Source organism: Streptomyces sp. NPDC101776 (assembly GCF_044766845.1).
Classification (GTDB): Bacteria; Actinomycetota; Actinomycetes; order Streptomycetales; family Streptomycetaceae; genus Streptomyces.
In genome coordinates, this window is the sequence record NZ_JBIWMV010000003.1 from 58,951 (window position 1) to 85,053 (window position 26,103).

The 26,103-nt window shown below is 70.0% G+C and carries 24 protein-coding genes; 10 read left to right on the forward strand and 14 right to left on the reverse strand.

Annotated features, from left to right (window positions below):
* Window position 1: 1 nt before the first annotated feature.
* The 3 genes from ssuE to ACIRRY_RS11730 form a co-directional block, all read right to left on the reverse strand.
* Window positions 2-556, reverse strand: a complete 555-nt coding sequence (ssuE, locus tag ACIRRY_RS11720) for an NADPH-dependent FMN reductase (RefSeq protein ID WP_403971017.1) — start codon at window positions 554-556, stop codon at window positions 2-4.
* 31 nt (window positions 557-587) lie between these two features.
* Window positions 588-1,709: a dimethylsulfone monooxygenase SfnG gene (sfnG, locus tag ACIRRY_RS11725; RefSeq protein ID WP_403971019.1), complete on the reverse strand. Its 1,122-nt coding sequence runs from the start codon at window positions 1,707-1,709 to the stop codon at window positions 588-590.
* A 128-nt stretch (window positions 1,710-1,837) separates the two neighbouring features.
* Window positions 1,838-1,921 carry a putative leader peptide gene (locus ACIRRY_RS11730; RefSeq protein WP_350966533.1) on the reverse strand — a complete coding sequence of 28 codons (84 nt, stop codon included), beginning with the start codon at window positions 1,919-1,921 and terminating at the stop codon, window positions 1,838-1,840.
* A 137-nt stretch (window positions 1,922-2,058) separates the two neighbouring features.
* Here ACIRRY_RS11730 and ACIRRY_RS11735 point away from each other — a divergent pair, with 137 nt between their 5' ends.
* Window positions 2,059-2,970 carry a LysR family transcriptional regulator gene (locus ACIRRY_RS11735; protein WP_403971021.1) on the forward strand — a complete coding sequence of 304 codons (912 nt, stop codon included), beginning with the start codon at window positions 2,059-2,061 and terminating at the stop codon, window positions 2,968-2,970.
* A 16-nt stretch (window positions 2,971-2,986) separates the two neighbouring features.
* Here ACIRRY_RS11735 and ACIRRY_RS11740 read toward each other — a convergent pair whose 3' ends face one another.
* Window positions 2,987-3,175, reverse strand: coding sequence for a hypothetical protein (locus ACIRRY_RS11740; protein ID WP_026178612.1), 189 nt, complete (start codon window positions 3,173-3,175; stop codon window positions 2,987-2,989).
* A gap of 181 nt (window positions 3,176-3,356) precedes the next feature.
* Between ACIRRY_RS11740 and ACIRRY_RS11745 the strand changes: the two genes are divergently transcribed.
* Window positions 3,357-4,730, forward strand: a complete 1,374-nt coding sequence (locus tag ACIRRY_RS11745) for a cryptochrome/photolyase family protein (RefSeq protein WP_403971023.1) — start codon at window positions 3,357-3,359, stop codon at window positions 4,728-4,730.
* Here ACIRRY_RS11745 and ACIRRY_RS11750 read toward each other — a convergent pair.
* The gene (locus ACIRRY_RS11750) at window positions 4,719-5,726 is read right to left on the reverse strand and encodes a MerR family transcriptional regulator (protein WP_403971025.1); all 1,008 of its coding nucleotides are present in this window, start codon (window positions 5,724-5,726) and stop codon (window positions 4,719-4,721) included. The genes ACIRRY_RS11745 and ACIRRY_RS11750 overlap by 12 nt on opposite strands.
* Before the next feature lie 156 nt (window positions 5,727-5,882).
* On the opposite strand from ACIRRY_RS11750, the gene ACIRRY_RS11755 reads away from it, so the two are divergent.
* Together ACIRRY_RS11755 and ACIRRY_RS11760 are read left to right on the forward strand one after the other, a co-directional pair.
* The gene (locus tag ACIRRY_RS11755) at window positions 5,883-6,491 is read left to right on the forward strand and encodes a sigma-70 family RNA polymerase sigma factor (RefSeq protein ID WP_403971027.1); all 609 of its coding nucleotides are present in this window, start codon (window positions 5,883-5,885) and stop codon (window positions 6,489-6,491) included.
* A 102-nt stretch (window positions 6,492-6,593) separates the two neighbouring features.
* Window positions 6,594-7,034 (forward strand): SPW repeat protein, encoded by a 441-nt coding sequence (locus ACIRRY_RS11760; RefSeq protein WP_403971029.1) that lies wholly within the window; start codon window positions 6,594-6,596, stop codon window positions 7,032-7,034.
* A 59-nt stretch (window positions 7,035-7,093) separates the two neighbouring features.
* Here the strand turns inward: ACIRRY_RS11760 and ACIRRY_RS11765 are convergent, their stop codons facing one another.
* Together ACIRRY_RS11765 and ACIRRY_RS11770 are read right to left on the reverse strand one after the other, a co-directional pair.
* Complete coding sequence (locus tag ACIRRY_RS11765; RefSeq protein ID WP_403971031.1) at window positions 7,094-7,864, reverse strand: ArsR/SmtB family transcription factor; 771 nt, start codon at window positions 7,862-7,864, stop codon at window positions 7,094-7,096.
* 105 nt (window positions 7,865-7,969) lie between these two features.
* Window positions 7,970-8,731 (reverse strand): phosphotransferase, encoded by a 762-nt coding sequence (locus ACIRRY_RS11770; RefSeq protein ID WP_403971033.1) that lies wholly within the window; start codon window positions 8,729-8,731, stop codon window positions 7,970-7,972.
* 34 nt (window positions 8,732-8,765) lie between these two features.
* On the opposite strand from ACIRRY_RS11770, the gene ACIRRY_RS11775 reads away from it, so the two are divergent.
* Window positions 8,766-9,305: a hypothetical protein gene (locus ACIRRY_RS11775; RefSeq protein WP_403972234.1), complete on the forward strand. Its 540-nt coding sequence runs from the start codon at window positions 8,766-8,768 to the stop codon at window positions 9,303-9,305.
* On the opposite strand, the gene ACIRRY_RS11780 is transcribed toward ACIRRY_RS11775, so the two are convergent.
* Window positions 9,302-10,771, reverse strand: coding sequence for an APC family permease (locus ACIRRY_RS11780; protein ID WP_403971035.1), 1,470 nt, complete (start codon window positions 10,769-10,771; stop codon window positions 9,302-9,304). The two genes, ACIRRY_RS11775 and ACIRRY_RS11780, sit on opposite strands and share 4 nt — an antisense overlap.
* 140 nt (window positions 10,772-10,911) lie before the next feature.
* On the opposite strand from ACIRRY_RS11780, the gene ACIRRY_RS11785 reads away from it, so the two are divergent.
* Window positions 10,912-12,096 carry an ROK family protein gene (locus ACIRRY_RS11785; RefSeq protein ID WP_403971037.1) on the forward strand — a complete coding sequence of 395 codons (1,185 nt, stop codon included), beginning with the start codon at window positions 10,912-10,914 and terminating at the stop codon, window positions 12,094-12,096.
* A gap of 102 nt (window positions 12,097-12,198) precedes the next feature.
* Window positions 12,199-14,919, forward strand: a complete 2,721-nt coding sequence (locus tag ACIRRY_RS11790) for a glycosyl hydrolase 2 galactose-binding domain-containing protein (RefSeq protein WP_403972236.1) — start codon at window positions 12,199-12,201, stop codon at window positions 14,917-14,919.
* 51 nt (window positions 14,920-14,970) lie between these two features.
* Here ACIRRY_RS11790 and ACIRRY_RS11795 read toward each other — a convergent pair whose 3' ends face one another.
* Window positions 14,971-16,395, reverse strand: a complete 1,425-nt coding sequence (locus ACIRRY_RS11795; protein ID WP_403971039.1) for a hydrolase — start codon at window positions 16,393-16,395, stop codon at window positions 14,971-14,973.
* 231 nt (window positions 16,396-16,626) lie between these two features.
* On the opposite strand from ACIRRY_RS11795, the gene ACIRRY_RS11800 reads away from it, so the two are divergent.
* Window positions 16,627-16,890: a GlsB/YeaQ/YmgE family stress response membrane protein gene (locus tag ACIRRY_RS11800; RefSeq protein ID WP_403971041.1), complete on the forward strand. Its 264-nt coding sequence runs from the start codon at window positions 16,627-16,629 to the stop codon at window positions 16,888-16,890.
* A 148-nt stretch (window positions 16,891-17,038) separates the two neighbouring features.
* On the opposite strand, the gene ACIRRY_RS11805 is transcribed toward ACIRRY_RS11800, so the two are convergent.
* Together ACIRRY_RS11805 and ACIRRY_RS11810 are read right to left on the reverse strand one after the other, a co-directional pair.
* Window positions 17,039-17,818 carry a GNAT family N-acetyltransferase gene (locus ACIRRY_RS11805; protein WP_403971043.1) on the reverse strand — a complete coding sequence of 260 codons (780 nt, stop codon included), beginning with the start codon at window positions 17,816-17,818 and terminating at the stop codon, window positions 17,039-17,041.
* A gap of 173 nt (window positions 17,819-17,991) precedes the next feature.
* Window positions 17,992-18,891, reverse strand: a complete 900-nt coding sequence (locus ACIRRY_RS11810) for an SDR family oxidoreductase (RefSeq protein ID WP_403971045.1) — start codon at window positions 18,889-18,891, stop codon at window positions 17,992-17,994.
* 178 nt (window positions 18,892-19,069) lie between these two features.
* Between ACIRRY_RS11810 and ACIRRY_RS11815 the strand changes: the two genes are divergently transcribed.
* Window positions 19,070-19,999, forward strand: a complete 930-nt coding sequence (locus ACIRRY_RS11815) for a LysR family transcriptional regulator (protein ID WP_403971047.1) — start codon at window positions 19,070-19,072, stop codon at window positions 19,997-19,999.
* A gap of 100 nt (window positions 20,000-20,099) precedes the next feature.
* Here ACIRRY_RS11815 and ACIRRY_RS11820 read toward each other — a convergent pair whose 3' ends face one another.
* Entirely contained in the window at window positions 20,100-20,780 is a 681-nt protein-coding gene (locus ACIRRY_RS11820) for a chaplin (protein WP_403971049.1), read from the reverse strand.
* A 328-nt stretch (window positions 20,781-21,108) separates the two neighbouring features.
* Between ACIRRY_RS11820 and ACIRRY_RS11825 the strand changes: the two genes are divergently transcribed.
* Window positions 21,109-22,698: an alpha/beta hydrolase gene (locus tag ACIRRY_RS11825; protein ID WP_403971051.1), complete on the forward strand. Its 1,590-nt coding sequence runs from the start codon at window positions 21,109-21,111 to the stop codon at window positions 22,696-22,698.
* Here the strand turns inward: ACIRRY_RS11825 and asnB are convergent.
* A complete protein-coding gene (gene asnB, locus ACIRRY_RS11830; protein WP_403971053.1) occupies window positions 22,687-24,528 on the reverse strand; it encodes an asparagine synthase (glutamine-hydrolyzing) in 1,842 nt (613 codons plus the stop codon). The two genes, ACIRRY_RS11825 and asnB, sit on opposite strands and share 12 nt — an antisense overlap.
* A gap of 288 nt (window positions 24,529-24,816) precedes the next feature.
* Window positions 24,817-26,079 carry an arginine deiminase gene (arcA, locus tag ACIRRY_RS11835; RefSeq protein ID WP_403971055.1) on the reverse strand — a complete coding sequence of 421 codons (1,263 nt, stop codon included), beginning with the start codon at window positions 26,077-26,079 and terminating at the stop codon, window positions 24,817-24,819.
* Between the last annotated feature and the right edge of the window lie 24 nt (window positions 26,080-26,103).

Below are 26,103 nucleotides of genomic sequence, written 5' to 3' on the forward strand. Positions count from 1 at the left end.
GTCAGCCCGCCGCTGCCAGGAGCGGGGTGCGGCCGAGGGCCGTCGAGAACTGGTCCACCACCTGGGTGAGCGCCTCGGTGGCGGCCGGGGCGACGGTGAGCGAGCCGTCCTCGTGAGCGGTGATGTCCTTGTCGAGGGTGAACCAGCCCTGGACTATGTGCGCGGCGCCCATGGAGTTCAGCACCGGCCGGAGCGCGTAGTCGATCGCCAGCACATGTGCGGTGGACCCACCCGTGGCGAGCGGCAGCACGGTCTTGCCGGTGAGGGCGTACTGCGGGAGCAGGTCGAGCAGCGCCTTGAGGACTCCGGAGTAGGAGGCCTTGTAGACGGGGGTGCCCACGACCACTCCGTCGGCGCGGGCGAACAGTTCGGTGGCCTCGACGATGGCCGGGTGGCGGAAGTCCGCGCCGAGCAGGGCCTCGGCGGGGATGGTGCGCACATCGAGCGGGATCACCTCGTGCCCATGGGCGATCAGCCGCTTGTCCAGATGGCGCAGGAGCTTGTTGGTGCGGGAGGAGACGGAGGGGCTGCCGGAGACGGACAGGACGGTGGCCACGGGTCCTCTTTCTGGTCTGCTGCGGGGGCGATCAGGCGTGCGCGGAGACGGACTCGGGCTCGGTGTCCGGGAGTTCGGCCTCCAGTTCACGCACCAGCGGCAGCACCCGCTTGCCGAAGTACTCCACCTCCTCGTGGTAGTGCAGGAAGCCGAGCAGGAGAAGGTCGACGCCCAACTTCCGGTAGGCGACGATGCGTTCGGCGATCTGCTCCGGGGTGCCGATGAGCCCCGTACGGAAGCCGTCGTTGTACTGCACGAGGTCCTCGAACGTGGAGTCCTGCCACATGCCCTTGCCGTCGGCCGAGGACTGCCCGGCCTGCTTCACCGCGGCTCCGAAGCCTTCCACGGCCTCGCGGTCGGCCTTGGCGACGATCTCGCGGAGCGTGTCGCGGGCCTCGGCCTCGGTGTCACGGGCGATGAGGAAGCCGTTGAGGCCGAACTTCGGTGCGGTACGGCCGACTTGGGCCGCCGAGCGCCGTACGTCGGCGATCTGTTCGGTGACGCCGTCGAAGTCCTTGCCGTTGGAGAAGTACCAGTCGGAGACGCGGCCGGCCATCGCGCGGGCGGCGGTGGAGTTGCCGCCCTGGAAGATCTCGGGGTGGGGTCGTTCGGGGGTGTTGAGGGGCTTGGGCTTGAGGGAGAAGTCGCGCAACCGGTAGAAGTCACCGGCGAGTTCGGTGTGGTCCTCGGTCCAGATCTGGCGCAGCGCCTGGATGAACTCCTCGGAGCGGCGGTAGCGCTCGTCGTGCTCAAGCCAGGGCTCGCCGAGCGCGGTGAACTCGCCCTTGAACCAGCCGGAGACGACGTTGACGGCGAAGCGGCCGTTCGACAGGTGGTCGGCGGTGGCGCCGAGTTTGGCGAGGACGCCGGGGTGCCAGAGGCCGGGGTGGACGGCGGCGATGACCTTCAGGCGCTGGGTGGCGAGGAGGAGGGCGAGGCTGAAGCTGGTCGACTCGTGCTGGAACTCGGCTCCGTAGCTGGCCATGTAGCGGACCTGGCTGAGCGCGTACTCGAAGCCGTTGTTCTCGGCGAGGACCGCGAGTTCGCGGTTGTACTCGTAGCTCCAGTCGGTGCGTTGTTCGATCTTGCTGGTGACGAGTCCCCCGCTGACGTTGGGGACCCAGTAGGCGAATTTCACGGGCTCGGCGGCCATGCGGAACTCCTGTTGCGGAGAGTTTTCGGGCATGCCGAATTCCGGGCACACGAAACGGCGTGCGGAAGAACGGAATTCAGGCGGGGAGGGAGAGACGGCGGCGGATCACAGGACGGAAGTGACGGGGATCAGGCCGCGGTGCAACAGGAGGCGCTGGAGACGCGCGCGAGGTCGACGTGGCGTCGCCGCGTGAGGTCCAGTCGCATCTTCATGCCGTCGATCGTGGCAGCCGTCGGCGGGGAGCGTCAAGGAAAACCCGACCGGTCTCGTATCGCGGACCATTGAATTTCACGAAGGTGTGACAGGGAAACCCTTGAACAGGCCGGGAAATCGGCCGCATTCTGCGGGCATGCGGACCGAACAACTGGAATACATCGCGGCCGTGACCCGGCTCGGCTCGCTGCGCCGGGCCGCCGAGGAACTGCGCCTGTCACAGCCCGCGTTGAGCGAGACCGTGCGGAATCTCGAACGTGAACTCGGCGTCGATCTCCTGGAGCGCAAAAGGTCCGGCGCGACGATGAGCGCGGAGGGCCGGGAGCTGCTGCCGAAGATCGTCGATGTGATCGACGCGGTGGACCGGCTGCGTGCGGCGGCGGGCGAGCAGCACCGGATCAGCCGCATGGTGCGGGTGGGCACGGTCAACGCGGCGACCGTGCCGCTGTTGCTTCCCGTCGTGCGCGCGTTCCGTGCCTCGCATCCGCTGACCCAGGTCGAGGTGGTCGGCGCGCAGCAGACGGACATCCACCGGGCGCTGTCGGAGGGCGGGTTCGATCTGGGGCTGGTCAATCACCTGGACGGCGACGACATGCCGGCCGACTTCGAGTCCACCGAGCTGCTGTCGGGACTGCCGGTGGTGTGTGTGCGCCCGGACAGTCCGCTGGCGTCCCGGACGACGGTCAGTGTGGACGACCTCCTCACCGAGCCGCTGATCGGTATGCGGTCCGGCTATGTGATGCACCGCTATGTCCACCGGCTGCTCGATGGGCGAGGTCCCGCTTTCGCGTTCTCGACCGACGGCGCCGAGATGGGCAAGCTCATGGTCGCGGAGGGGCTCAGGGTGACGGTCCTGCCCGACTTCAGCGTGGTCGGGGACCCGCTGGAGCGGCTCGGCGCGATCACCTACCGGCCGATCGCCGGCGCCACGGCCCGCGTCCTGCTGATGCTGCGCCGGCGCCGCGCGGAGTCCGTACCGCAGGCGGCCGGGGATCTGCACGAGGCGTTCGTGCGCCGGGCAAGGGAGCTGAGCGAAGCAGGCGTCTGAGGTCGTGACCGCGGGGTCAGTCCTCGTCGCCCACCGGGACCACCACGAGGAACGCGTCGGACTTCAGGTCCATGACGACCCTGGCCGGCTGACCCTCGGCGCGGCGTCGTGCCGCGAACTCCTCGGCGGGCCATGATCCGCGCGGAGCCCCCGCCGGAAACCGCTCCAACACCTTCGCGCCCATGTCCGCAGACACCTCCAGCATCGACCTTCGACTCCCCACGGGGACCGTGGTACCTGTTCGTTTGCCCGCGATCGACACCCGCATGCCACCCGCCTCGCCGCACCGGGAGCACATACATCCTTCGGGTGACAGCCGCATCCGCCGGGCGCCTCGAGCCGGAAGCACCTCACGCCCCCTTCCCCCGTCTCCCGGAGCGCGCACCATGAACGTCTCGGTCGTCCTGTTCACCTCGGACCTGCGTCTTCACGACCATCCCGCGCTGCGCGCCGCCGCCGAGGCCCGCCAGGTGGTCCCCCTCTTCGTCCGCGACCGGGGGGTGGCGGACACCGGGTTCGCCGTGCCCAACCGGCTGGCGTTCCTCGCCGACTGTCTGCGCGATCTCGACGCGGGCCTGCGCGAACGGGGCGGCCGACTGGTGCTCCGCTCCGGTGACGTCGTCGACGAGGTGTGCAAGGTGGCCGCCGAGACGGACGCCGACGAGGTGCACATGGCGGCGGACGTGAGTGACTTCGCGCGGCGGCGCGAGCAGCGGCTGCGGCGGGCGCTGGAGGCGGAGGGCCGACGGTTGCACGTCCACGACACCGTGACGACGGCCGTCGCGCCCGGCGCGGTGACCCCGGCCTCCTCGGACCACTTCGCGGTCTTCACGCCGTACTACCGGCAGTGGTCCGGACAGCAACTACGCGCCCCGCTCGCCGCGCCGCGCACCGTGCGGGTCCCCGGCGGTGTCGGTTCCGAGGAACTGCCCGAGCGTTCCGCGGTAGTCGGGTTGTCACCGGGCCTGGCGACGGGCGGGGAGGTCGAGGGCCGCAAGGTGCTGACCCGGTGGCTGCGCAACGGCATCGCCGAGTACGAGGAACTGCACGACGCCCTGGCAGCAGACTCGACCTCCCATCTCTCACCCCATCTCCACTTCGGCACCCTCTCCACCGTCGAACTGGTCCATCGAGCAGGGCAGTTGGCAGGTCCGGGCGCCGAGGCCTTCGTACGGCAGCTCGCGTGGCGGGACTTCCATCGTCAGGTGCTGGCGGCCAGGCCCGCGGCCGCCGGCGCCGACTACCGTACGAAACACGACCGTTGGCGGTCCGAGCACACGGCCCGCGAGGACATCGCGGCCTGGAAGGAGGGCCGTACCGGCTATCCGCTGATCGACGCGGCGATGCGCCAACTGCGCCACGAGGGCTGGATGCACAACCGGGGACGCCTGCTGACGGCGAGCTTCCTCACCAAGACGCTCTACGTCGACTGGCGGGTGGGCGCCCGGTACTTCCTCGACCTCCTGGTCGACGGCGATGTGGCCAACAACCAGCTCAACTGGCAGTGGATGGCGGGCACCGGCACCGACTCGCGCCCCAACCGGGTGCTCAACCCCCTCACCCAGGCCAAGCGGTACGACCAGGACGGCGCGTACGTCCGCCGCTGGGTGCCCGAACTCGCCGAGTTGGACGGGCCGTCGGTGCACGAACCGTGGAAACTCAAGGGACTTGACCGTGCGGCGGTCGGCGACTATCCGGATCCGATCGTCGAACTCGCCGACGGGCTGGCGCGTTTCCGGCGCGGACGGTCAGGCGAGTGAGGCCCCGTACGCCCCCGACAGAAGGTCCACGGCATCGGTGAGTGTCGCCGGCCGCAGCGCGCCCCGGGCCGAGGTGCCGGACCAGCCGGGGCCGGCCAGCACCACCGAGGGCCGGCGTCGGGCGCCCCGCACTCCCCAGCGGAGGTCGGCGAGATGCCGGGCCAGCGGTGCGCTCGCCGTGGAGCGCGCCTGGGCCCACAGGACGACGGCCGCCGGACCCAACCGTCGTACCGCCTCGGTGAGTGCCTCCGCCGGTACGGCGGCGCCGAACATCCTTGTGGGCAGGCCGAGTTCACCCAGTGCGGCGTTGAGCGCCTCGATCGGCAGGGTGTGCTGTTCGCCGGGGACGCAGGCCAGGACGACGGGCGAGGAGTCCGGCTGCCGCTCGGGAAGTTCCAGTTCGGGAAGTTCGGGAAGTGGGGTGCGGCGGCGCAGGGCGGTGGAGACGTGCCAGGACAGCAGGTGCTCCACCTCGACGTAACGGTCCCCGGACGACGCCCACTTGCGTCCCACCGCGTGCAGGGTCGGCACCATCACCTCCTGCCAGGCGACGACGACGCCGTACCGGCCGACGGCATCGGCCAGTTGACGCTCGACGGCCGGTGCGTCGAGGCGCACGGCGGCGCGCGCCAGACCTCGGCACTCCTGGCGCACATCCCCGAGGGGCAGCGCGCCGGGGGCCCGCGAGGCTCCGGGCGCGCGGTGCGTCGACTCCGTGTGCGAACCGGCGGTCGCCTTCGCCTTCCGTGCCGCCTCGGCGGGCGGCACGCCCGAGGAGGTCAGCCGGCACATCGCCTCCAGCAGTGCCACGTCCCGCGAGGTCCAGCGCCGGTGCCGTCCTTCGGCGCGGACCGCGGGACCGATGCCGTAGCGCCGCTCCCAGGACCGCAGCGTGGTGGGCGCCACGCCCAGTCGGCGGGCCAACGCGCCGGTCGTCAGGGGTACTTCGGCCGCCGACCGGTCGGCCGCGTCTCCGTCGGCGGGCAATTCGCTCATCCGGCGACTATACGACGCAGAAACGATGCGACTTGATGGCCTTGATCCTCGGCTCTCACGATGACCGCACCGGGACGTTCCCGGGAAACCCCCGAACCGCCGTGGCTCGACGTCCTCGACCGGGGCGGTCGCCGTCCGACGTGAGGAACCGTCGCCATGAGCCCGCAGCCCGGCGCCGCCTGCCCCGTCCCGGCGGCGGACGCGCTGACCGACGAGGAACTGGCCAGGGGGCTGGTGGCGGGCGACGAGGACTGTCTGGCCGTCGCGTATCACCGCTGGTCGCCGCTGGTGCACACGCTCGCCCGGCGCTCGCTGGGGGACGCCGTGGAGGCCGAGGACGTGACCCAGCAGGTGTTCCTCGGGGTGTGGCGCGGGCGGCGGGGTTTCCGGCCCGAGCGCGGCGCGATCGGCGGCTGGATCGTCGGTATCGCCCGACGCAGGATCGCCGACGCGCTGTCCGCCCGCACCCGTCGCCTGCATCTCGTGGCCGCCGCCGGGTCGTCGCTCGTGCTCGACGATCACACGGCCCGGAAGCCCGAGTCGGCGCTCGACCGCGTCCTGGTCCTGCGCGAACTGGCCCGGCTGCCCGCGCCGCAACAGCGGGTACTGCGGCTGACGTACTACGAGGACCTCACCCAGACCCAGATCGCACGGCGCACGGGCTGGCCGCTCGGCACGGTCAAGAGCCACGCACGACGTGGGCTGCGCCAGTTGCGCCGCCGTCTCCAGGACGACGAACAGCCCGATCTCCGCCCACAAGCCTGAGCACTACACATAAAGGAGAAATAAGAGCAGAATGGAGACAAGCGGCTCATACCGCACACCGCACCGGACGCGGTCGGGCCAGTAAGTCAAAGGAGACGAATCATGGCCAACGTCTCGCACACCAGAGGTGACATGGCGAGCCACCCTGATGTCTCCGAAATGCAGGCGCGCTACGCCCGCATGCTCGGTGGACGCGATGTGGCGCTCGTGGACGGGCCGGTGTTCCTGCTCGGTCTGTACTGCGCCGTATCCCCGTGGATACTCCACTACACGACGAGCCAGCCCGCTCTCGTGCCGCACAACCTGATCGTCGGCATCGCGATCGGCCTGCTGGCCCTCGGGTTCACCAGGGCGCCGGAGCGTATGTACGGCCTCAGCTGGGCGATGAGCGCGCTGGGCGTCTGGATGATCATCTCGCCGTGGATCGTCGGCGACAGCCCCGACAAGGGCGTCATCCTGAACAACGTCATCATCGGCGGACTGGCCGTGCTCCTGGGCCTGGTGTGTGCCGGTACGGCGGCGCGGAGCACTCCCAAGCCATAGCGACCCCGGACCACAGCGACCCCGCATCGTCGCGAACCCGAAAGGCAGGCACGCCCCCTTCAGTGGTCGCCCGGCACCAGCCACGGCGACTGCGGGAGGGGGCTACCGGTCTCCAGGACGGACTTGAGGTTGGACAGTACGGCCGGCCAGCCGCCGGACACGTCGGACAGCTCGCCCTCGTCCGCGAGGTCCTCGTGGGTGACGGTGAGGCGCACGATGTCCTCGTGCCGCCGGATGTCGTAGGTGACGCGGGAGTACGTGTCCTCCCGCCCCTCGTTCTCCGGCGAGGTCCACGTGGTCACCAGGCGGTTCGGGCGGTCGCTCTCGACGACGGTCCCGACGACGTCGGCGATACCGGAACCGTCCGTGCGCACATGCTCCCAACGGGAACCCGGCCGCCAGTCGGACACATTGCCGTGGCCCCAGTAGACGGCGGTCAGATCCGCGTCGGTGAGCGCGTCCCAGACCTTCTCGGGGGTGCTCGCGATGTAGGTGACGTAGACGAATGTCGGCTTGTCGGTCATGGCTTCCTCGGCTCGTCGCTTCACGGCGCCGAGCGCGCGCAGTCGCGGGCGCTCGAACTTGTCGATCCAGCGCTCCTGCATCTCGTGCAGCGGCACCGGATTGAGGTAGTGCAGCTTCTCCCGCCCGCGCCGCACCGTGCTGACCAGGTTGGCGGCCTCCAGGACGGCCAGATGCCGGGTCACCGACTGACGGGTCATGTCGATACGCCCGCACAACCCCCCGAGCGTCTGCCCGTTGTGCTCGTGCAGCCGGTCCAGCAGCCGTCGGCGGGTCTCGTCGGCCAGGGCCTTGAAGACCGCGTCCATCCCTGAGTCGTGTTCGGATCGCACACTCAACGTTATGCAGCCAATTTCCTGCATGTCAAGGCGAGCGGCTTCGCCGTCGTCCGATACGGACTGTTCTACGGCGTCTCAGCCCAGGAAAGCGCCCAGCTCGCGGCGGTACGCGGCCACCCAGTCGTGCGCGTCCCGGATCTCGTCCACGACACCGCTCGCCCGCAGCTCCGCCATGCCCCGTTCACCGCGCTCGGCGCCGGCCTCGATGCCTCGCGCGCACCGGTCCTGCCACCACAGGACCGTGTCGAGGAGCGGTTCGGTGTCGTCGAGGCCGTACGCGTCGCAGAGCAGCGCGATCCGGCGGGCGCTCGCCGGCACATCGGTGATGCCCGGGCCGAGGTCCAGGTACTGCCAGCAGACATGGGCGAGGTCGTGGACGCGCTCGCCGGGAGCGGCGAGATCCCAGTCGACGAAGGCCAGGGGGCGCCACGCGCCGTCGTAGACGGTGTTCTTGGGTGCCAGGTCGTTGTGGCAGACGACGTCCTGGTCGCCGGCCTCCGGTGTGCCGTGGGTCAAGTCGTGGAATTCGCGGACGAGTTGTGCGACGCGGACCAGGCTGTCGTCGCTGCGGGCGGCGGAGCGTTCGCCGGGGCCGAGTGCCGCGCGGCCCTCGATGTACCGGAACACCTCCCGCCCTCGCTCGTCCGTGCCGAGGAGGCGCGGCGCTCCCGCCCACCCCCGCCGCTCGAACAGCGCGAGCAGCCCGGTGACGTACCGCGATCGCTCAGCGGGCGTACGGCGTACGGTCTCCCCGATCCGTACGACCTCGTTGACCGCCCCTCCGCCCAGCACCGATTCCTCCATGCGGTACGCCTCCTCGAAATCGCTCGACCGCACGAGTGTCCCTTGGCACCCTGCGCTCATGGATCACATGGATCACTCGGAGGCACTGCTCATCGGCGGACGCGCCGGGGTCGGGAAGACGACCGTCGGCCGGGAGGTGTCAGCGCGGCTGCGGGCGGCGGAGGTCGCCCATGCCGTGATCGACGGGGACTTCATGGGGCAGGTGCATCCGGCGCCGGCCGGCGATCCGCACCGGACGGCGATCGGCGAGGCCAACTTGACCGCCGTGTGGGGGAATTACGCCGCGCTGGGGTACCGGCGGCTGGTGTACACGAACACGGTGAGCGTGCTCGACGAGGCGGCCGGACAGTTCCGCAGGGCGATGGGGGCGGACACCCGGATCGTACGTGTGCTGCTGACCGCGTCCGACGAGACGGCGGCGACACGGCTGAACGGGCAGGAGATCGGCACCGAGTTGGAGCGCGAGCTGGCCAACAGTGCCCGGAAGGCGCGGGTGTTGGACGAGCGGGCGCCCGTGGACACCGTGCGGGTGGTGACCGACGGGCGCTCCGTCGTCGACATCGCGGGCGAGGTGCTCGCCGCGACAGGCTGGGTCAACTACCTCTAGGCACCGGCTGGTTCGGGGTCCGGTGCGGTTTCCGTGAGGAATTCCTCGGTGATCTCCTTGGGGCCGAACGGCCAGACCTTCTCCAGGCGGGCCCAGATCACGAACGCGACGCAGCCCAGGGCCACCCAGGCGAGGGACCACTCGATGGGGTGGCGGCCCGGGGAGTTCTTGTCCGCGTAGCCGTAGATCACGCACCAGCCGACGAAGGCGATGATGCTCGGCACGGGGTAGAGCCACATCCGGTACGGGCGGCGCAGGGTCGGCTGGCGTTTGCGCAGGACCGTCAGGGCGATGATCTGGGCCAGTGCCTGGACGATGACCATGACCGTGGTCAGGAGTTGGATCAGGGTCGCGAGGTCGGTGTGGCGGCCGATGAGGAAGCCGATCGCCGTGATGACGCCCATGGTGGCCAGGCCCAGCATCGGGAAGCGGTGCTTGGGGTGGAGCTTGGCGTAGGGGCGGAAGAAGACGCGTTCGCGGGCCGCGTCGTAGGGCACCCGGGAGCCGCCGAGTAGCCCGGTGAAGACCGAGGCGAAGGCCGTGATCAGGATCAGGACCGTGACCGTGTCGGCGGCGCCCTTGCCCCAGGTCTTCTCCAGGACCGCCGAGGCCACCGACGTGGAGGCGATGTCGTTCACGTTCGTCATCCGGTGCCAGTCGATGACGCCCAGCGTGCCGATCTGGAGCATCAGGTAGATCGCCATGATGCCGACGATGGAGAAGAGGATGGAGCGCGGCAGGGTGCGGCCGGGGTCCTTGATCTCGGCGCCCATGTACGCGGTGGTGTTGTAGCCGAGGTAGTCGTAGATGCCGATGGTCAGGCCGCCGGCGAAGCCGAGCCAGAAGTGGTCGCTGCCCAGGTCGAAGGCGTGCGCCGGGTAGGTGAAGGCGAGGTCGCCGCTGAAGTGGGTCGCGGCGGCCAGGATCACCAGGAACACCGAGGCGATCATCACGGTCCACATGACGGCGGTGATGCGGGCGATGTTCTCGATGCCGCGCCACAGGAGCAGGATCACCAGGGCGATCACGCCGAGGCCGATGAGGTCGCCCGAGGTCTTGCCCAGGTCCGGTGCCAGATAGCCGAGATACTGCACGAAGCCGACCACGCCGGTGGACATGATCAGCGGGATGAAGAGCATCGCGGTCCACACGAACAGGAACGGCATCAGCCGGCCGGTGCGGTACTGGAAGGCCTGGCGCAGATAGACGTAGCTGCCGCCGGAGCCGGGCATCGCGGCGCCCATCTCGGCCCATACGAGCCCGTCGGCGAGCGCGAGGATCGCGCCCGCGACGAAGCCGATCACCGCCTGCGGGCCGCCGAACGCGGCGACCATCAGCGGGATCGTCACGAACGGACCGATGCCGCACATCTGGCTCATGTTGATGGCGGTGGCCTGGAAGAGGCCGACGCGGCGGACGAACCCGCCGTCGGGGGGCGGACTACCGGGAGGCGGACTACCGGACATGGGGACTCCTGGGGCTGGTCACGGGGAGAGGGATACGGCGAGGGGATACGAGGTGGCCCGGCGCGGGTGACTGGGCGATAAAGTTAAGGAGCCTTACTAGACTCGTCAAGAGGCTGTCCCTGATGCCGGAGAATGATGCGATGCCCGTCAGTGACGCCGTGGAGCGACCGGACCAGCCCTGGAGCCGTCAGCGGCTGCGCAGTACCAACGCGCGGCTGCTGCTCGACCGGCTGCGTACCGCCGGTGCCGCCTCGCGCGCCCAACTCGCCCGCGAGACAGGCCTGTCGAAGCCGACGGTCTCCAGCGCGCTGGCCGCGCTGGAGGAGGCGGGGCTGGTCCACGAGGTCGGCACGCAGGCTCCCGAGCGCGGCCGGACCGCCGTGCTGTACGCCCCCGATCCGTCCGCCGGGTACGCGCTCGGGATCGACGTCGGCCGTAGCTGGCTGCGGGTCGCGGTCGCCAATCTGGACGGCGAGGTGGTGGCACGGGCGGACGTCCGCAACCGGGCCCGCAGTTCGGGCGCCATGGCCGAGCTGGTGGTCGCCACCGCGCACCAGGTGGTCGCCAACTCCGAGGTCGCACCGGCCGCGGTGGTGCACGCCGTGGTGGGCACACCGGGTGTCTACGACGAGGAGCGGCGCCGGGTGCGCTTCGCGATGCATCTGCCGGGCTGGGGCCGGGCCGGGCTTTTCGACCGGATGCGGGAGGAGCTGGGCGTCCCGCTGGAGGTGCACAACGACGCGAATCTCGCGGCGCTGGGCGAGTACACGTACGGCGTCGGCGCGGGCAGCCGGCTGTTCGCGTACATCATGATCGGCACCGGTCTCGGCATGGGTGTGGTCAGCGAGGGACGGCTGTTCACGGGGGCACACGGCGGCGCAGGAGAGATCGGGTTCCTGCCGTGGCCGGGGCGGCAGAAGCCGGAGACGCTGGAGGACGCGGTCTCCGGGGTGGCCGTCGTGGAGGCGGCCCGGATGTTCGGCATGAGCGGTCAGCAGCTCACCGCGAAGGCCGTGTTCGACGCCGCCCGGCAGGGAAACGCCGCCGCCGTCAAGGCGGTTGAGCTGGAGGGCGAGCGGATCGCGCACACGGTGGCCGCCGCCGCGGCCGTGCTCGATCCGGACCTCGTGGTCCTCGGCGGTGGCGTCGGACACAGCGTGGATCTGCTGCTGCGCCCGGTCCGGGAGAACCTGCGCGCGCTCACTCCGCTCCGGCCGAAGATCGTGCCGAGCGCGCTGGGCGAGGACGCGGTGCTGCTGGGTGCGGTGGCCACCGCCCTGGGCACCGCACGCGACCTGGTCTTCGAGCGCCGCTCGGCGTCCTGAGCAACTCGCTCACGGGCAACGGTGATTGACAGGCCCCCTCGCGCGCCCTACCTTCTGGTGCGGTTAGTAAAGCTTCCTAACTTGACGAGGCTGGAGACCGCAGTGTTCCACCGCCCCGCCGTTCCCCCACTCCGCAGCGGCCGTCTCACCACGGCCGCGATCGCCCTCGGTCTGCTGGGCACCCTCGCCACCAGCGCCTGGGCGGGAGCCCGGGAGCCGTCCCCGCAGCAGCGCGCGCAGGCCCCGGTGACCGCCGTACGCCCGACGGCCGGGACCGCCACCCCGCTGTCCGGCTACACGATCCAGTCGTCCGCCAAGGTCACCGCCTCCCCCGCGGCCGTCTCCTCCCCCGGCTATCGGCCGACCGGCTGGTACCCGGCCGGCGCGCGCTCGACCGTCCTCGCTGCCCTGATCGCCGACGGCGTCTACCCGGACCCCTTCTACTCGACCAACCAGCGGAAGATCCCGAAGGCCGACTTCCAGGTGCCGTGGTGGTACCGCAGCGACTTCACGGTCACGGACCGCACCGAGCGCACCCACCTGGACTTCAGCGGGGTGATCTCGGCGGCCGACGTCTACGTCAACGGCAAGCAGGTGGCCAAGGCCGCCGACGTCAACGGCGCCTATACACAGCACGAGTTGGACGTCACCTCGCTCGTCCGCTCCGGCACCAACACGGTCGCCTTCCGCATCCGGCCGAACGACCCGAACAAGAACCTCACCATGGGCTGGATCGACTGGCTCCAGCCGCCGCCCGACCAGAACATGGGCATCGTCCGTGACGTCCTCGTCCGGCGCGGCGGCCCGGTGGCCCTGCGCGACGCGCACGTGGTGACCAGCCTGGCCGTCCCGTCGCTCGCCACCGCCGACCTGACGGTGAAGGCGCGGGCCCGCAACGACTCGAACGCCCCCGTCACCGCGCGGATCAGCGGCAGCATCGGCACGAAGACCTTCGCCACGACCGTCTCCCTCGCCGCGCACCGGACGAAGACCGTCACCTTCTCCGTCCACCTGGACTCCCCGAAGGTCTGGTGGCCGGCGGGCATGGGCGGCCGGCCGCTCTACGACCTCGACCTCACCGCCGCCGTGAACGGTGCCCCCTCCGACACAGCGCACGAGAGCTTCGGCATCCGCGACGTACAGGCCCCGCTGAACTCCGACGGCGCCCGCCAGTACCGCGTCAACGGCCGCAAGCTGCTGATCAAGGGCGGCGGTTGGTCCCCGGACGAGTTCCTGCGCTGGGACCGGACGTACGTCGAGGACCGCCTCAAGTACGCCCTCGACCTCGGCCTGAACACCATCCGGCTGGAAGGGCACATCGAGCCGGACGAGTTCTTCGACCTGGCCGACCGCTACGGCATTCTGACCCTCCCCGGCTGGGAGTGCTGCGACAAGTGGGAGGGCCAGGTCAACGGGGGCGAAACGGGTGACAAGTGGACCGCCGCCGACTACCCGGTCGCCAAGGCGTCGATGACCGCCGAGGCAGCCCGGCTGCGCGACCACCCGAGCGTGATCTCCTTCCTCATCGGCAGCGACTTCGCGCCTGACGCGACGATCGAGAAGACCTACGTCGACGCGCTGAAGGCCGCCGACTGGAGGACTCCGGTGGTCGCCGCCGCGTCGGACAACTCGTCGCCGATCAGCGGCAGTTCGGGCATGAAGATGACGGGCCCCTACGACTGGATCCCGCCGGACTACTGGTACGCCAAACGCGAGGGCGGCGCCACCGGCTTCAACTCCGAGACCAGCGCGGGCCCCGACATCCCCACCCTCGACACCCTGCGCCGGATGATGACCCCGGCCGAACTGGCCACCCTCTGGAAGGACCCGACCACCAAGCAGTACCACCGCTCCCCGTCACCGGTCTTCAACACCCTGAAGCTCTACGACAACGCCCTCACCGGCCGCTACGGCCCGCCGACGAGCCTCACCGACTACGTCCGCAAAGCCCAGTTGGCCCAGTACGAGAACGTGCGGGCCCAGTTCGAGGCGTACGAGCGCAACGCCACCGACGCCTCGAAGCCGTCCACCGGGGTCGTCTACTGGATGTTCAACAGCGGCTGGACCTCGCTGCACTGGCAGTTGATGGACCGTTACCTCGACCAGGGCGGCGCCTACTTCGGCGCGAAGAAGGCGAACGAGCCGCTGCACATCCAGTACTCCTACGACAACCGCTCGGTCGTCGTGCTGAACAACCAGAACTCCCCAGCACGGCAACTCACCGCGCGCGCAACGCTGTTCGACACCGACGGCACGCAGAGGTACGACAAGAAGGTGACCGGGGTGAAGGTCTCCGGCGGCGGCGCGCACAGCACCGCGCTCACCCTGCCCACGTCGGTCCCCGGGCTGTCGACGACGTACCTGGTGCGGCTGACCCTGACGGACGCGTCCGGCAAGGAGGTGAGCCGGAACGTGTACTGGCTCTCGGCCAAACCCGACACGCTCGACTGGGCGCACACCGACTGGTACTACACGCCGACGACGAGCTACGCGGACCTCAAGGGGCTCAACTCGATGGCGCGGGTGCCGGTTTCGGCGACGGCGTCGACCTCGGCGGGCGCGGACGGCACCTCGGCCACGACCGTCACGGTGCGCAACTCCGGTCAGGGGAAGACACCTTCGCTCCTCACCGACGTCCATCTCGTGGACTCGGCGGGCAAGCCGGTGCTGCCGGTGCGGTGGTCCGACAACGAAGTGAGCCTGTGGCCCGGGGAGTCGAGGACGCTGACGGTGACCTACCGGACGGCGGATCTGCACGGATCGGCGCCACGGGTGCGGGTCTCCGGCTGGAACACGCCGGAGCGGACGGTCCCGGCGGCGTGAACAACTGAAAACCCGTGGGGCCCGGCCGCCGCCGGGCCCCACCGGTCGTCATCAGCTGACGTTGAGCGCGGTGTCGTCGAGGACGAAGGACGTCTGGAGGGTGGACCCTTCGACGCCGCTGAACTTGATGGTGGCGGTGGTGCCGGCCAGGGAGGAGACGTCGAAGGACTTCAGGACGTATCCGGAGGCCGCGTTCAGGTTGGAGTACGTGGCCAGGGTGGTGGACCCGGCGGTGACCGTCAGCTTGTCGTAGGCGGTGCTGGTGGTGGTCTCCGCGGTGTCCACGTGCAGATAGAAGCTGAGGGTGGCGGAGCAGCCGGACGGGATGGTCACCGACTGGGACAGGGTGTCGGTGTGGGCCGTTCCGTACCCGTCGAGCCAGGCCTTGTAGGAACCGGTGCGGGCGGCCTCGCTGGTCGAGCTGGTGATGACGCCGCTGCTCGCGGTCCAGGTGGTGTTGCCGGACTCGAAGCCCGGGTTGCCGAGCAGCTGGGCGGCGGTGCAGGTGCCGCCTCCTCCGCCACCGCCGCCGGTGCTGCCGTCGCCGGCCAGCCACGCGGTGGCGTTGAGGGCGAGGGCGGCATTGGTGGCGCCGGTGTCGTTCCAGCCGTCGTAGAGCGTGTTGCCGGACTGGCCGGTGCCGTCGTCGACGGGCGAGGTGTCGCCCCAGAAGGCGACGCGACCGCTGCCGAAGGTGCTGGTCGCGAAGAACGCGCCGGTGTTGCCGGAGTAACCGCTGCGGTACACGAGGCCCTTGACGTTCGCGTTGTCGGCGGGCTTGAGCGTGGCCGTCGTGCCGTCGGCGATCAGGCTCTTGGTGACCGTGCCGAAGGCGCCGTTCAGGACCGCGTTGCTGCTGTCGCTGATCGCGGCGGGGTAGCCGGAGCTGATGTCGAGGGTGTCGATGGAGAAGCCGAACGGGTCGGTCGAGTCGACGCTGTTGTTCGTCATCAGGTCGTTGAGGATCTCGACCGCGTCCTCGCCGTCGCTGTTGCGGTCGGCGCCGGTGTGGTCGGAGATCATGAAGAGGCCGCCGCCGTTCTGGACGAACGTCATGATCGCGGTCTTCTCGGCCGTCGTGAACAGCGTGTTGGGCTCGGGCAGGACCAGCGTGTCGAAGTTCGACAGGTCGGTCGTCGACGAACCGCCGTAAGTCAGCGCACTGGTAGCGGTCTTGAGGCTGTAGTCGCCGGTCTTCTGGAGGTCGACGCCCCAGGACGAGAGGGCCCCGGTCCAGTCGGTCTCGGCGGACGGGGAGGAGTCCTGGGACAGCGGGTCTGGCTTGCTGGTGGAGATGATCCAGTCCGCGTTGCCCGCCTCTTCGGCGTGGCCGTCGTCGAACAGGACGCGGTGCGTGGTGGCCGCGTGCGCGGGCGTGGCCGTGGTGGTGACCTGAAGGGCGGCCCCCGTGACGAGAAGCCCCAGGCCGGCGAGGGCGGTGGTGAGTCTGCGGCGGGATCTTCTGGATCCAAGCATCCGGCGAACCTCCGTGAGGGGATGGGGAAGGGTGCGGTGCGGGCGCCTGATCTGCGCGCGTAGAACGGTAGTTGGGGAGTTCTACACGCGTTGAACGATTGAAAGGTACATGGCATGAAGGGGTGGTGAACAGAAAGTCCCGGCAATAACAGCCAACAGAACTCGGCCGGACTGCCTTGGCGTCCAGTGGGCACATGAAGAGAGCAGCACTATCGACAAAGAGGGGCGGAGATGGAGATCTCGGGCATCATCAGTGCCATCATCATCGGCATCATCATTGGCGTGCTGGGACGGCTCGTCGTCCCCGGGCGCCAGCACACAGGCGTGATCCTGACGATCGTCGTCGGCATCGTGGCCGCGCTGATCGGCGCGGCGATCGCATCGGGCCTGGGGGTCGCCGACACCAAGGGCATCGACTGGATCGAGTGGCTCATCCAGATCGGTCTGGCAGCGGTCGGCATCGCCGCGCTGGACAGGTCGAGGGTGCGCCGCTGAGCGGACACCCTCGCCGCCGCACAGCGCTCCGCCCGTCGATCCGGACTCCGGCCCGCCGCGCCACCGGGCCGATCCCGCCGCGCCCGCCCCTCAGGGGCGGGCGCGGTCGGCCGAACTGGCCCGCATCGGGCGCCCGTTGACCTCGGGTCTACGGCTCGTACACGTACGGCGTCGTCGTGGTCAGCCGGGCGAACCCGAGGCGTTCGAGGATGGGGCGGCTCTCGTCGGAGGCGTCGACCTGGAGGTAGCGGTAGCCGCGGTCCGCGGCGATGCGGGCGCGGTGGGCGATCAGCGCGCGGTAGATGCCACGGCCCCGCCAGGCCTTCACCGTGCCGCCGCCCCACAGACCGACGAAGTCGGTGCCGGGAACGAGTTCCATCCGGGCCGCGCTCACCGCCTCGTCACCGGCGAGGGCGACGACGGCCACCAACGAGTCGGGGTCGGCGGCGAGTTGGTCGAGGAGGCGGGCGCGCAGCCGGGCGCTGTCCGTGCCAAAGGCCTGCTCGTGCACGTCCGCCAGGAGGTCGATGCCGGCCCGGTCGGTGGCGGTCAACAGGCGGACGCCGTCCGGCAGTTCGGCGTCGAGAGTGAGTGCGGCGACCTCCCCGATCATCAGCGCCTCCTGCGGCTCCGGCGTGAACCCCGCCGCCGTCAGCCGCTCTCCGAGATCCGTCGGCAGGTCGTGGCCGTAGAGCTTCCACTCGAAGTCACGGCCGAGCCCGGTGAAATACGCGATCTGCTCGGCGATCGCCGCGTCCGCGTCGGTGGCGTCCAGGTCCGACCACACCACACCGTTCCACCCATGCGCGTCCGCGGCGACATGCCGCACCACTCCCCCGACCCGCTCGACACGCGCCCCGGGTCCGTCGGGCCGAACCCGTTCGCGCAGTTCACGATCGTGGAGGGCGAGTACCGCGACGAGATCCATGCGCTCACTTCAGCACCAGCGCCCGACCCCGGCAACGGATTTACGCTCACTGTTGCGGCACCCTGTGCACAAGCGCCCCAAAGGGGCGCGGGGCTGTTACATGTGCGGCTCCGCCTCGTGGGCGCGACCAGCCCCCACCGACCCGCAGACAGAAATCCGGACGGCACCGCGCCCTACGCCTCCCCGAAGTAACGCCCCGTCTCAAGGTCGGCGATCAGACCGACCTCCACCGGCTCCCACCCCGTCCGCTTCCGCGTCCCCTCACTCGACGCCGGGCAATCCAACGAAGCGACCAGCCCGAGAAACCCGAAGTGCTCGACCGCCTGCTCTGCGGGCACACTGCCGGTCGGGACACCGAGACGGCGAGCGACAACCTCGGCGATCGAGCGGAGCGCCAACGCCTCGTCGCCGACCGCGTGGTACTGCGCGCCCGCCGGTGCCGACTCCAGGGCCCATCGATACAGCCGCGCCGCGTCGAGCCGGTGCACGGCGGGCCAGCGGGCGGAGCCGTCGCCGACGTACGCCGACAGGCCCTTCTCCCGTGCCACGGCGATCAGTTGGGGGACGAATCCCTGGTCGCCCGTGCCGTGCACGGACCGGGGCAGCCGGACGACCGAGGACCGTACCCCGCGCTCCGCCAGCGCGACCGCCGCGATCTCGGACGGCTGGCGGATCGCCGAGAACGACGCGGGGTCGACGTGGTCCTCCTCCGTCGCCACCTTCCCGTCGGGGAGTCCGGGCGTGCCCGAGGTGACCACGAAGGGCTTGTCGGTGCCTGCCAGCGCCTCGCCGATCGTCTCGATGGCGCGCAGGTCCGTGGCGCAGTTGGCGGCGAAGTCCGTGAAGTCGTGGACGAACGCCAGATGGACGACTCCGTCCGCCGCCGCCGCGCCGTCGCGCAGGCCGTCGAGATCGTCGAGCGCGCCCCGGTGTACGGCGGCCCCCACGGCCGTCAGCGCCTCGGCGGACGCGTCCGAGCGGGCCAGTCCGGTGACCGCGTGCCCGGCGTCGAGCAGTTCACGGACCACGGCGGAGCCGATGAAGCCGGTCGCTCCGGTGACGAAAACTCGCATGGTGCGTTCCTTCGAAGAGAGAGGGGAGAGGTGGATCCGTGCTGTGCTTCCATCGTGGGCGGGGCAGGAGCTCCCGGTCCAAAGCCTGTTTCGTATCGGGCAATACGCATCAGGCATCACAGCAGCTCAGAGGGCCATCTGGCCAAATTCTCCCCGTATCCCGCCGTACACTTCAGGCATGACGGACCTGCCTCCCGCGCCCGATCTCGAACTGCGCCTCGTGCGGTACTTCATCGCCGTGGCCGAGCAGCGTCACTTCGGCCGGGCCGCCGAGGCGCTGCACATCACCCAGCCGTCCCTGAGCCGTCAAGTCCGGCGGCTGGAGGAGCAGTTGGGGGCCCGGCTGCTGGACCGTACCCCGCAGGGCACCCGGCTCACGGAGGCCGGGGAGGTCTTTCTGCCGCGCGCCAAGGCGTTGTTGCGCTCCACCGCCCAGGCCGCGGCCGAGACCCGCGCCGCCGCCGAACCCAGCCGCCTCACCGTCGGATACATGGCGAACCTCTTCGTCACCCCGGCGGTACGCCAGGTGCGGCGCAGGCATCCGGACGCCGACGTGCAGGTCGTCCACCTGGCCTACGACGATGTGCGCGCGGCCCTGCTCGATCGCCGGGTGGACGCGGTGGTGGCCCGACTGCCGTTCACCACCGACCAGTTGGAGGTCACGGTCCTCTACGACGAGCCCCGTCTCCTGCTCGTACCGCTCGACCACCGGCTGGCCGGCAAGGAGTCCGTCACCGTGGACGACATCGCCGACGAACCCCTTCCGCAGGTCCCCGGCGCGGACCCGGCGTGGAGCGCGTTCTGGCGGATCGACCCGAGGCCCGACGGCCGCCCGGCACCGGGCGGTCCGGTCATCCGGGCGCTGGAGGACAAGTTCGAGTTCGTCGCCGACGGGCAGGCCGTGGCCATCGTCGCCGGTCTCCGCCCCGGCCAGACGGTCCGCCCGGACATCACGGCGATCCCTCTGCACGGCGTCGAACCGAGCCATGTCGCCCTCGCGACCCGGGCCGGCGAGCACAACCGTCTGCTGACCGCGTTCCGGAAGGCGGCCCACGCACTCCTCCGGGCTCCGGCGGAGCAGTCCGAGGAACTCTCCTACGGATCCTAGGAGTTGACGTCCCGCTGTCCTGGCCGGGTCGCCCCGGACGACGGAGGCCCCACCGGTCGCGTACCCGGTGGGGCCTTCCGTTCCGGAGCGGGTGCTCGGGTCAGCGTCCCGCCCTGGGGCGGTGGCGCCGGTACAGGGCGGTGCCGCCCAGGAGGAGGGCCGCGCTCAGGGCGGCGGCCGGAACCGTGGTGTCGGTGCCCGTGTGGGCGAGCGACGCCTCGGCGGCGGGCGGGACGGGGCGCCCCTGCACCTCTGTCAGCGGTCCCGGATGCGGATGCGGGTGGGATTTCGGCGGTGTGGGCGGCGCCGGGGTCGGCGGTGCGGGGTGGTGAGGGTGTTCGCCGGAGGTGTTCCCGGAGTGGTTGCCCACCGTCGGGTTACCGATGCCGACCACGTTGACGGAATTGCCGCTGAGGTTCACGGGGAGATGGATCGGGAGTTGTACTCCGTTACCGGAGAGCACACCCGGCGAATCCTTTTCGCCGCCCTGTGCGACGGCACCGCCGCGCGATCCGGCGTGGTTCTTCCCGCCGGACCTGTTCGCGCCACCCGCTTTCGCGTCGTCGCTTTCTTCGGCGCACCTGTTGCCCGCGGCGGGATTGAGGATCCCCACCACATTGACGGTGTTCCCGCACACGTTCACCGGCACGTGCACCGGGAGCTGAAGGGTGTTGCCGGAGACCACGCCGGGCGAACCGGCCGCCGAGCCGTCCGCGCCGGAGTCGGCGAACGCCGGCATCGCCGCGGCCATCGCACCGGACACGGCGGCGACGGCGATCACACCGTTTCGGGTAACCCGTTTCATGGGGTCCCTGCCTTCCAGAGATGTAGCGAGCACTCACCCGCACCGGATAAAACGCGGGCGCACCATCCGAGTTATGGCTTATCGGCCTTTCACTCCATCGAGCGTCACGGTTATCGAACTACTCGTAACGACTCCTGATCATTTCTTGTTCGGCAGGAAATCATTAGTCGGAAAACCCCTTATGCCTATTGAAGGGGCGCAGAGTACGGCACCGGCCGTCGCCCCGCTCGCCGGGAGGCGGGGCCCGCGCGGCCCGCTTATCGTGATCGCAGGCGCTGGTCACGGCGCGTTCTTGGAGGCATTGATGCTGGCCAAGCTGTCATCGCGGCCCGCGTTCCGGGGCTGTGCGTTCACCGGGGTCCTCACGCTGGCGCTGCTCGGCGCGGGGCTGCCCGCGCTCGCCACGGCCGACGACCGGCCGGCGTCCGACCTGTCCCGGTTCTACCGGCAGAAGGTGAAGTGGGCGGCGTGCAAGGACGCGGACACGCCCAAGGACCTGCAGTGCGGGAAGGTCACCGTGCCGCTCGACTACGCGAAGCCCGGCGGCCGGACGCTCGATCTCGCGCTGGCCCGTTACCGGGCGACCGGGAAGTCGCGGGGGTCGGTGCTGCTGAACTTCGGCGGTCCCGGCGGTGCGGGTGTCAGTGAACTCGCCTCGGACGGCAAGGAGTTCATGGATCTGACGAACGGCTACGACGTCGTCACCTTCGATCCGCGCGGCGTCGGCCAGTCCTCACCCGTGAGTTGTGGCGAGGGCGACGACCAGGGCTCGGCCGCGCCGGACGAGGACACCACCGACAGCAGTGATCCCAAGGTCGTCCTCAGGCAGTTGCGGAAGGCGGCCGCCACCTGCGCCAAGTACTCCGGTCCGGTCCTGCCCCACATCGGCACGGTCAACGCGTCCCGCGACCTGGACGTGATGCGCCAGGCCCTCGGCGACAAGAAGCTCAACTACCTCGGTTTCTCGTACGGAACGCGGCTCGGCGCGGTGTACGCGGCCCAATTCCCCAAGAAGGTGGGCCGGTTGGTGCTCGACGGCGTCGACACCCTCACCGAACCGATGTCCGAGCAGGGGATCGCGGGCGCCGAGGGTCAGCAGACGGCGCTGGAGGACTTCCTCAACTGGTGTGTGCAGGACATCGCGTGCCCCTTCGGGACGGACGCGCGGTCGGCACCGGACCGGGTCGTCCAACTCGTCCGCTCGCTCGACCAGGACCCGGTGCAGTCGGACTTCGGCGACCGGTTCTCCGGTCAGGATCTGGTGGGTGCCATCAGTCAGGCGCTGTACAGCGAGCAGTTGTGGCCGACATTGGAGCGGGCCATCGCCTCACTGGTGGAGGACGGCGACACGCGTGCCGTCATGGCGTTCTCGTCGGGCGGCGCGGGTCTGCCCGGGCTGAGCGGAGGCAGTGGGGTCGTCGACGCCCAGGACGTCCCGCTCGACAACCTCCCGGCCGCGCTGATGGCCATCAACTGCGCGGACGACCCCGACCGCCCCACCGCCGAGCAGATCACCAGGAACCTGGCCGGCCTGCGCGCCGAGTACGAACAGGCGTCGCCGGTCTTCGGCCGCTACCGGCTCACCGAGGTGCTGATGTGCTACGGCCGTCCCCGGGGCACCGACTACATCCGCGACGACGTCAAGAACGTGCACGCGGCGAAGATGCTGCTCGTCGGAACCCGGGGCGACCCGGCGACGCCGTACCGCTGGACCGTGGAGACGGCCCGGCGGCTCGGTTCCTCGGCCGTGGTGCTCGACAACAAGGGTGAGGGGCACACCGGTTACGCGTCGTCCAAGTGTGTGCACACCAAGGTCAACGACTTCCTGTTGTACGGCTCGCTGCCGCCCAGCGGGAGTTCCTGCGCGCCGGACGCCCCGGCCTCAGGCGACTGAGATCTCGGGCTTGTAGAGGTCCAGCCAGAGCGCGAGGTCGAGGGTGCGCTCCAGGCCGCGGCGGCCCGCCTGGGTGCTGATGGGGGTGTCGCGGTGGGCGGCCCGCCGGAGCTTCTCGCGGTCGACGAGGTCGAAGACCGGGTGGGAGGGCCGGGCGAGGAGGTCCTTGGCGTGGTCCTGGAGGGCGACGGCGTACTTGGGGTCCTGGGTGGACGGGTACGGGCTCTTGACCCGGTCGTACACGGACTTGGGGAGGACGTCCGCGGTGGCCTCCCTGAGCAGGGTCTTCTCCCGGCCGTCGTAGGACTTGAAGGCCCAGGGCGTGTTGTAGACGTACTCGACGAGCCGATGGTCGCAGAACGGGACGCGGACCTCCAGGCCGACGGCCATGCTCGCACGGTCCTTGCGGTCGAGCAGGATGCGGACGAAGCGGGTGAGGTGGAGGTGGCAGATGCGTCGCATGCGGTACTCGAAGTCGCTCTCGCCGTCGAGGCGTTGGATGCCGGAGACGGCGTCGCGGTAGCCGTCCGTGAGATAGGACTGCGTGTCCAGGGCCTTGGTCAGGTCGGTGCGCAGCACGTCGGCGTCGTCCCCGAAGTCGCGGCCGAAGCGCACCAGCCAGGGGAAGGTGTCGGCGTTGCGGGCCTCCTCGTCGAAGAACTGCTGGTAGCCGCCGAAGACCTCGTCGGCGGACTCGCCGGACAGGGCGACGGTGGACTGGTCGCGGATGGCGCGGAACAACAGGTACAGCGAGGAGTCCATGTCGCCCAGGCCCATGGGGAGATCGCGGGCCCGCAGCATCTTCGCCCGTACGTCGGGGTCGGCGAGGGCCTGCGCGTCGAGCACGATGTCCTGGTGGTCGGTGCCCGAGGCGCGGGCCACGTCGTGGACGAACGGCGTGTCGGGGGTGCCGCGCAGTGGTTCGGCGACGAAGTTCTCGCTCTGGCCGACGAAGTCGACGGCGAAGCTGCGCACCGTCTCGCCGTGTTCGGCGAGTTGGCGGGCGGCGATCGCGGTCATGGCGGAGGAGTCGAGGCCGCCGGAGAGCAGGGTGCAGCGGGGTACGTCCGCGACGAGTTGGCGGCGCACGATGTCGTCGAGGAGCGTGCGGAGGGCGGCGACGGTGGTGTCGCGGTCGTCGGTGTGCGGGCGGGTCTCCAACTGCCAGTAGACGCGGCGCCGTTGGCCCGAGCGGTCGACGGTGACGACGGTGCCGGGCTCGACCTCGGACATGCCGTCCCAGATGGCGTGTCCGGGGGTCTTGATCATGGTGAAGAGTTCACGCAGGCCGTCCAGCGTGACCCGGGCGCGGGCCAGCGGGTTGGCGAGGATGGCCTTCGGTTCGGAGCCGAACAGGACGCCGTCGGGGGTCGGGTGGTAGTAGAAGGGCTTGATGCCCATGCGGTCGCGGATCATCACGAGCCGGTCGCGGCGGCCGTCCCAGATCGCGAAGGCGTACATGCCGTTGAGGCGTTCGGCGACCGCGTCGCCCCATTCGAGATAGCCGCGCAGCACGACCTCGGTGTCGGAGTCGGTGGTGAACCGGTGTCCCCGGTCGGTGAGTTGGCGGCGGAGTTCGGTGAAGTTGTAGGTCTCCCCCGAGTAGACGAGCGCGACCGTGCCGTCCGCGGTGTCGACCGTCATCGGCTGACGGCCGCCGGGCAGGTCGATGATCGCGAGCCGGAGGTGTCCGAGGGCCGCGGGGCCCAGGATCCAGGTGCCGCGGTCGTCGGGTCCGCGGCAGGCCATCGTCTCGGTCATTGCATCCAATGTCGCGGCCTCGGTGCGCAGTTCACGGTCGAAGGAGACCCAGCCGGTGATGCCGCACATGCGTTACCTCCTGCGTCCGGCCCGTCGGAAGAAGGTCGCCCAGCTGCGTCTTTCTCCGCGTGCGGCCCGCCCCGGCAAACCAGTTGTATCAAGCACCTAACGTGACGAGCGTGTGCCACCGGGCAGGGCCGGTCAACACGGCCGTAACCTGAACAGCCGTCCCACCCCGGTACTTTCAGCCGTGTTTTGCGCGCCCGGGATCCATGGATCGGCGTCCCACCGGGCGGCTCTCGTCAGGAATCGGCCAAGGGCAAAGAGTTGCCCAACATCCGCCCGCCGAGCGGCACTTCAGAACTCCACCGGGTCCCGCACGATCGGGCAGGTCATGCAGTGGCCGCCGCCCCGGCCGCGACCGAGTTCGGCGCCGACGATCGTGATGACCTCGACGCCGGCCTTGCGCAGCAGGGTGTTGGTCTGGGTGTTGCGGTCGTAGGTGAAGACCACGCCCGGTTCCAGCGCGACCGCGTTGTTGCCGCTGTCCCACTGCTGGCGTTCGGAGGCGTAGATGTCGCCGCCCGTCTCCACGACCCGCAGTTCGGGCAGGCCGAGCGCCTTGGCGACGACGTCGGTGAACGGGGTCGAGCCCTCGTCGACGATGTCGATGCCCGGTCCCTTGGTGCCGGGGCGCAGGGAGAAGGTGTGGACGGCGTCCATGATGGCCGGGTAGAGGGTCACCAGGTCGCGGTCGGCGAAGGTGAAGACGGTGTCGAGGTGCATCGCGGAGCGCAGCTTCGGCATACCGGCGACGACGACGTGCTCGGCGGCGCCCAGGTCGAAGAGCGCCTTGGCGACCTGGGTGACGGCCTGGCGCGAGGTGCGTTCGCTCATGCCCATGAGGACCACGCCGTTGCCGACGGGCATGATGTCGCCGCCCTCGAACGTGGCCTGCCCCCAGTCGAGTTCGGGGTCGCCCCACCAGACGACGGAGCCCGCGAAGTCGGGGTGGAAGGTGTAGATCGCCTTCATAAGCAGGGTCTCGTCGTGCCGGGCGGGCCAATAGAGCGGGTTGAGGGTGAGGCCGCCGTAGAGCCAGCAGGTCGTGTCGCGGGTGTAGAGGGTGTTGGGGAGCGGCGGCATCAGGTATTCGCGGACGCCGGTCGATTCGCGGACGAGGGCGACGTAGTCGGTGCGGTACTCGTCCGGGAGGTCGGTGGTGGCGAGGCCGCCGATCAAGTACTTGGCCAGTTCGGCCGGTTCGAGGCTCTCCAGGTAGGCGCGGGTGGCGTCGATGAGGCCGAGGCCGACCTCGTTGGCGACGATCTTCCGGTCCAGGAGCCAGTCCTTGGCGGCGGGGATCGTCATGGTCTGGGCGAGCAGTTCGTGCAACTCGACGACGTCGACGCCGCGTTCTCGGAGTTTGTTGACGAAGTCGGCGTGGTCGCGCTGGGCGTTCTCGACCCACATCACGTCGTCGAAGAGCAGGTCGTCGGAGTTGGTCGGGGTGAGCCGGCGGTGGGCCAGGCCCGGCGCGCAGACCAGTACCTTGCGCAGTCGGCCGACCTCGGAGTGGACGCCGTACTCATGTCGGCCCACGGTGTCTTGACTGGTCACGGTGCACACACCTTTCCGGAGGTC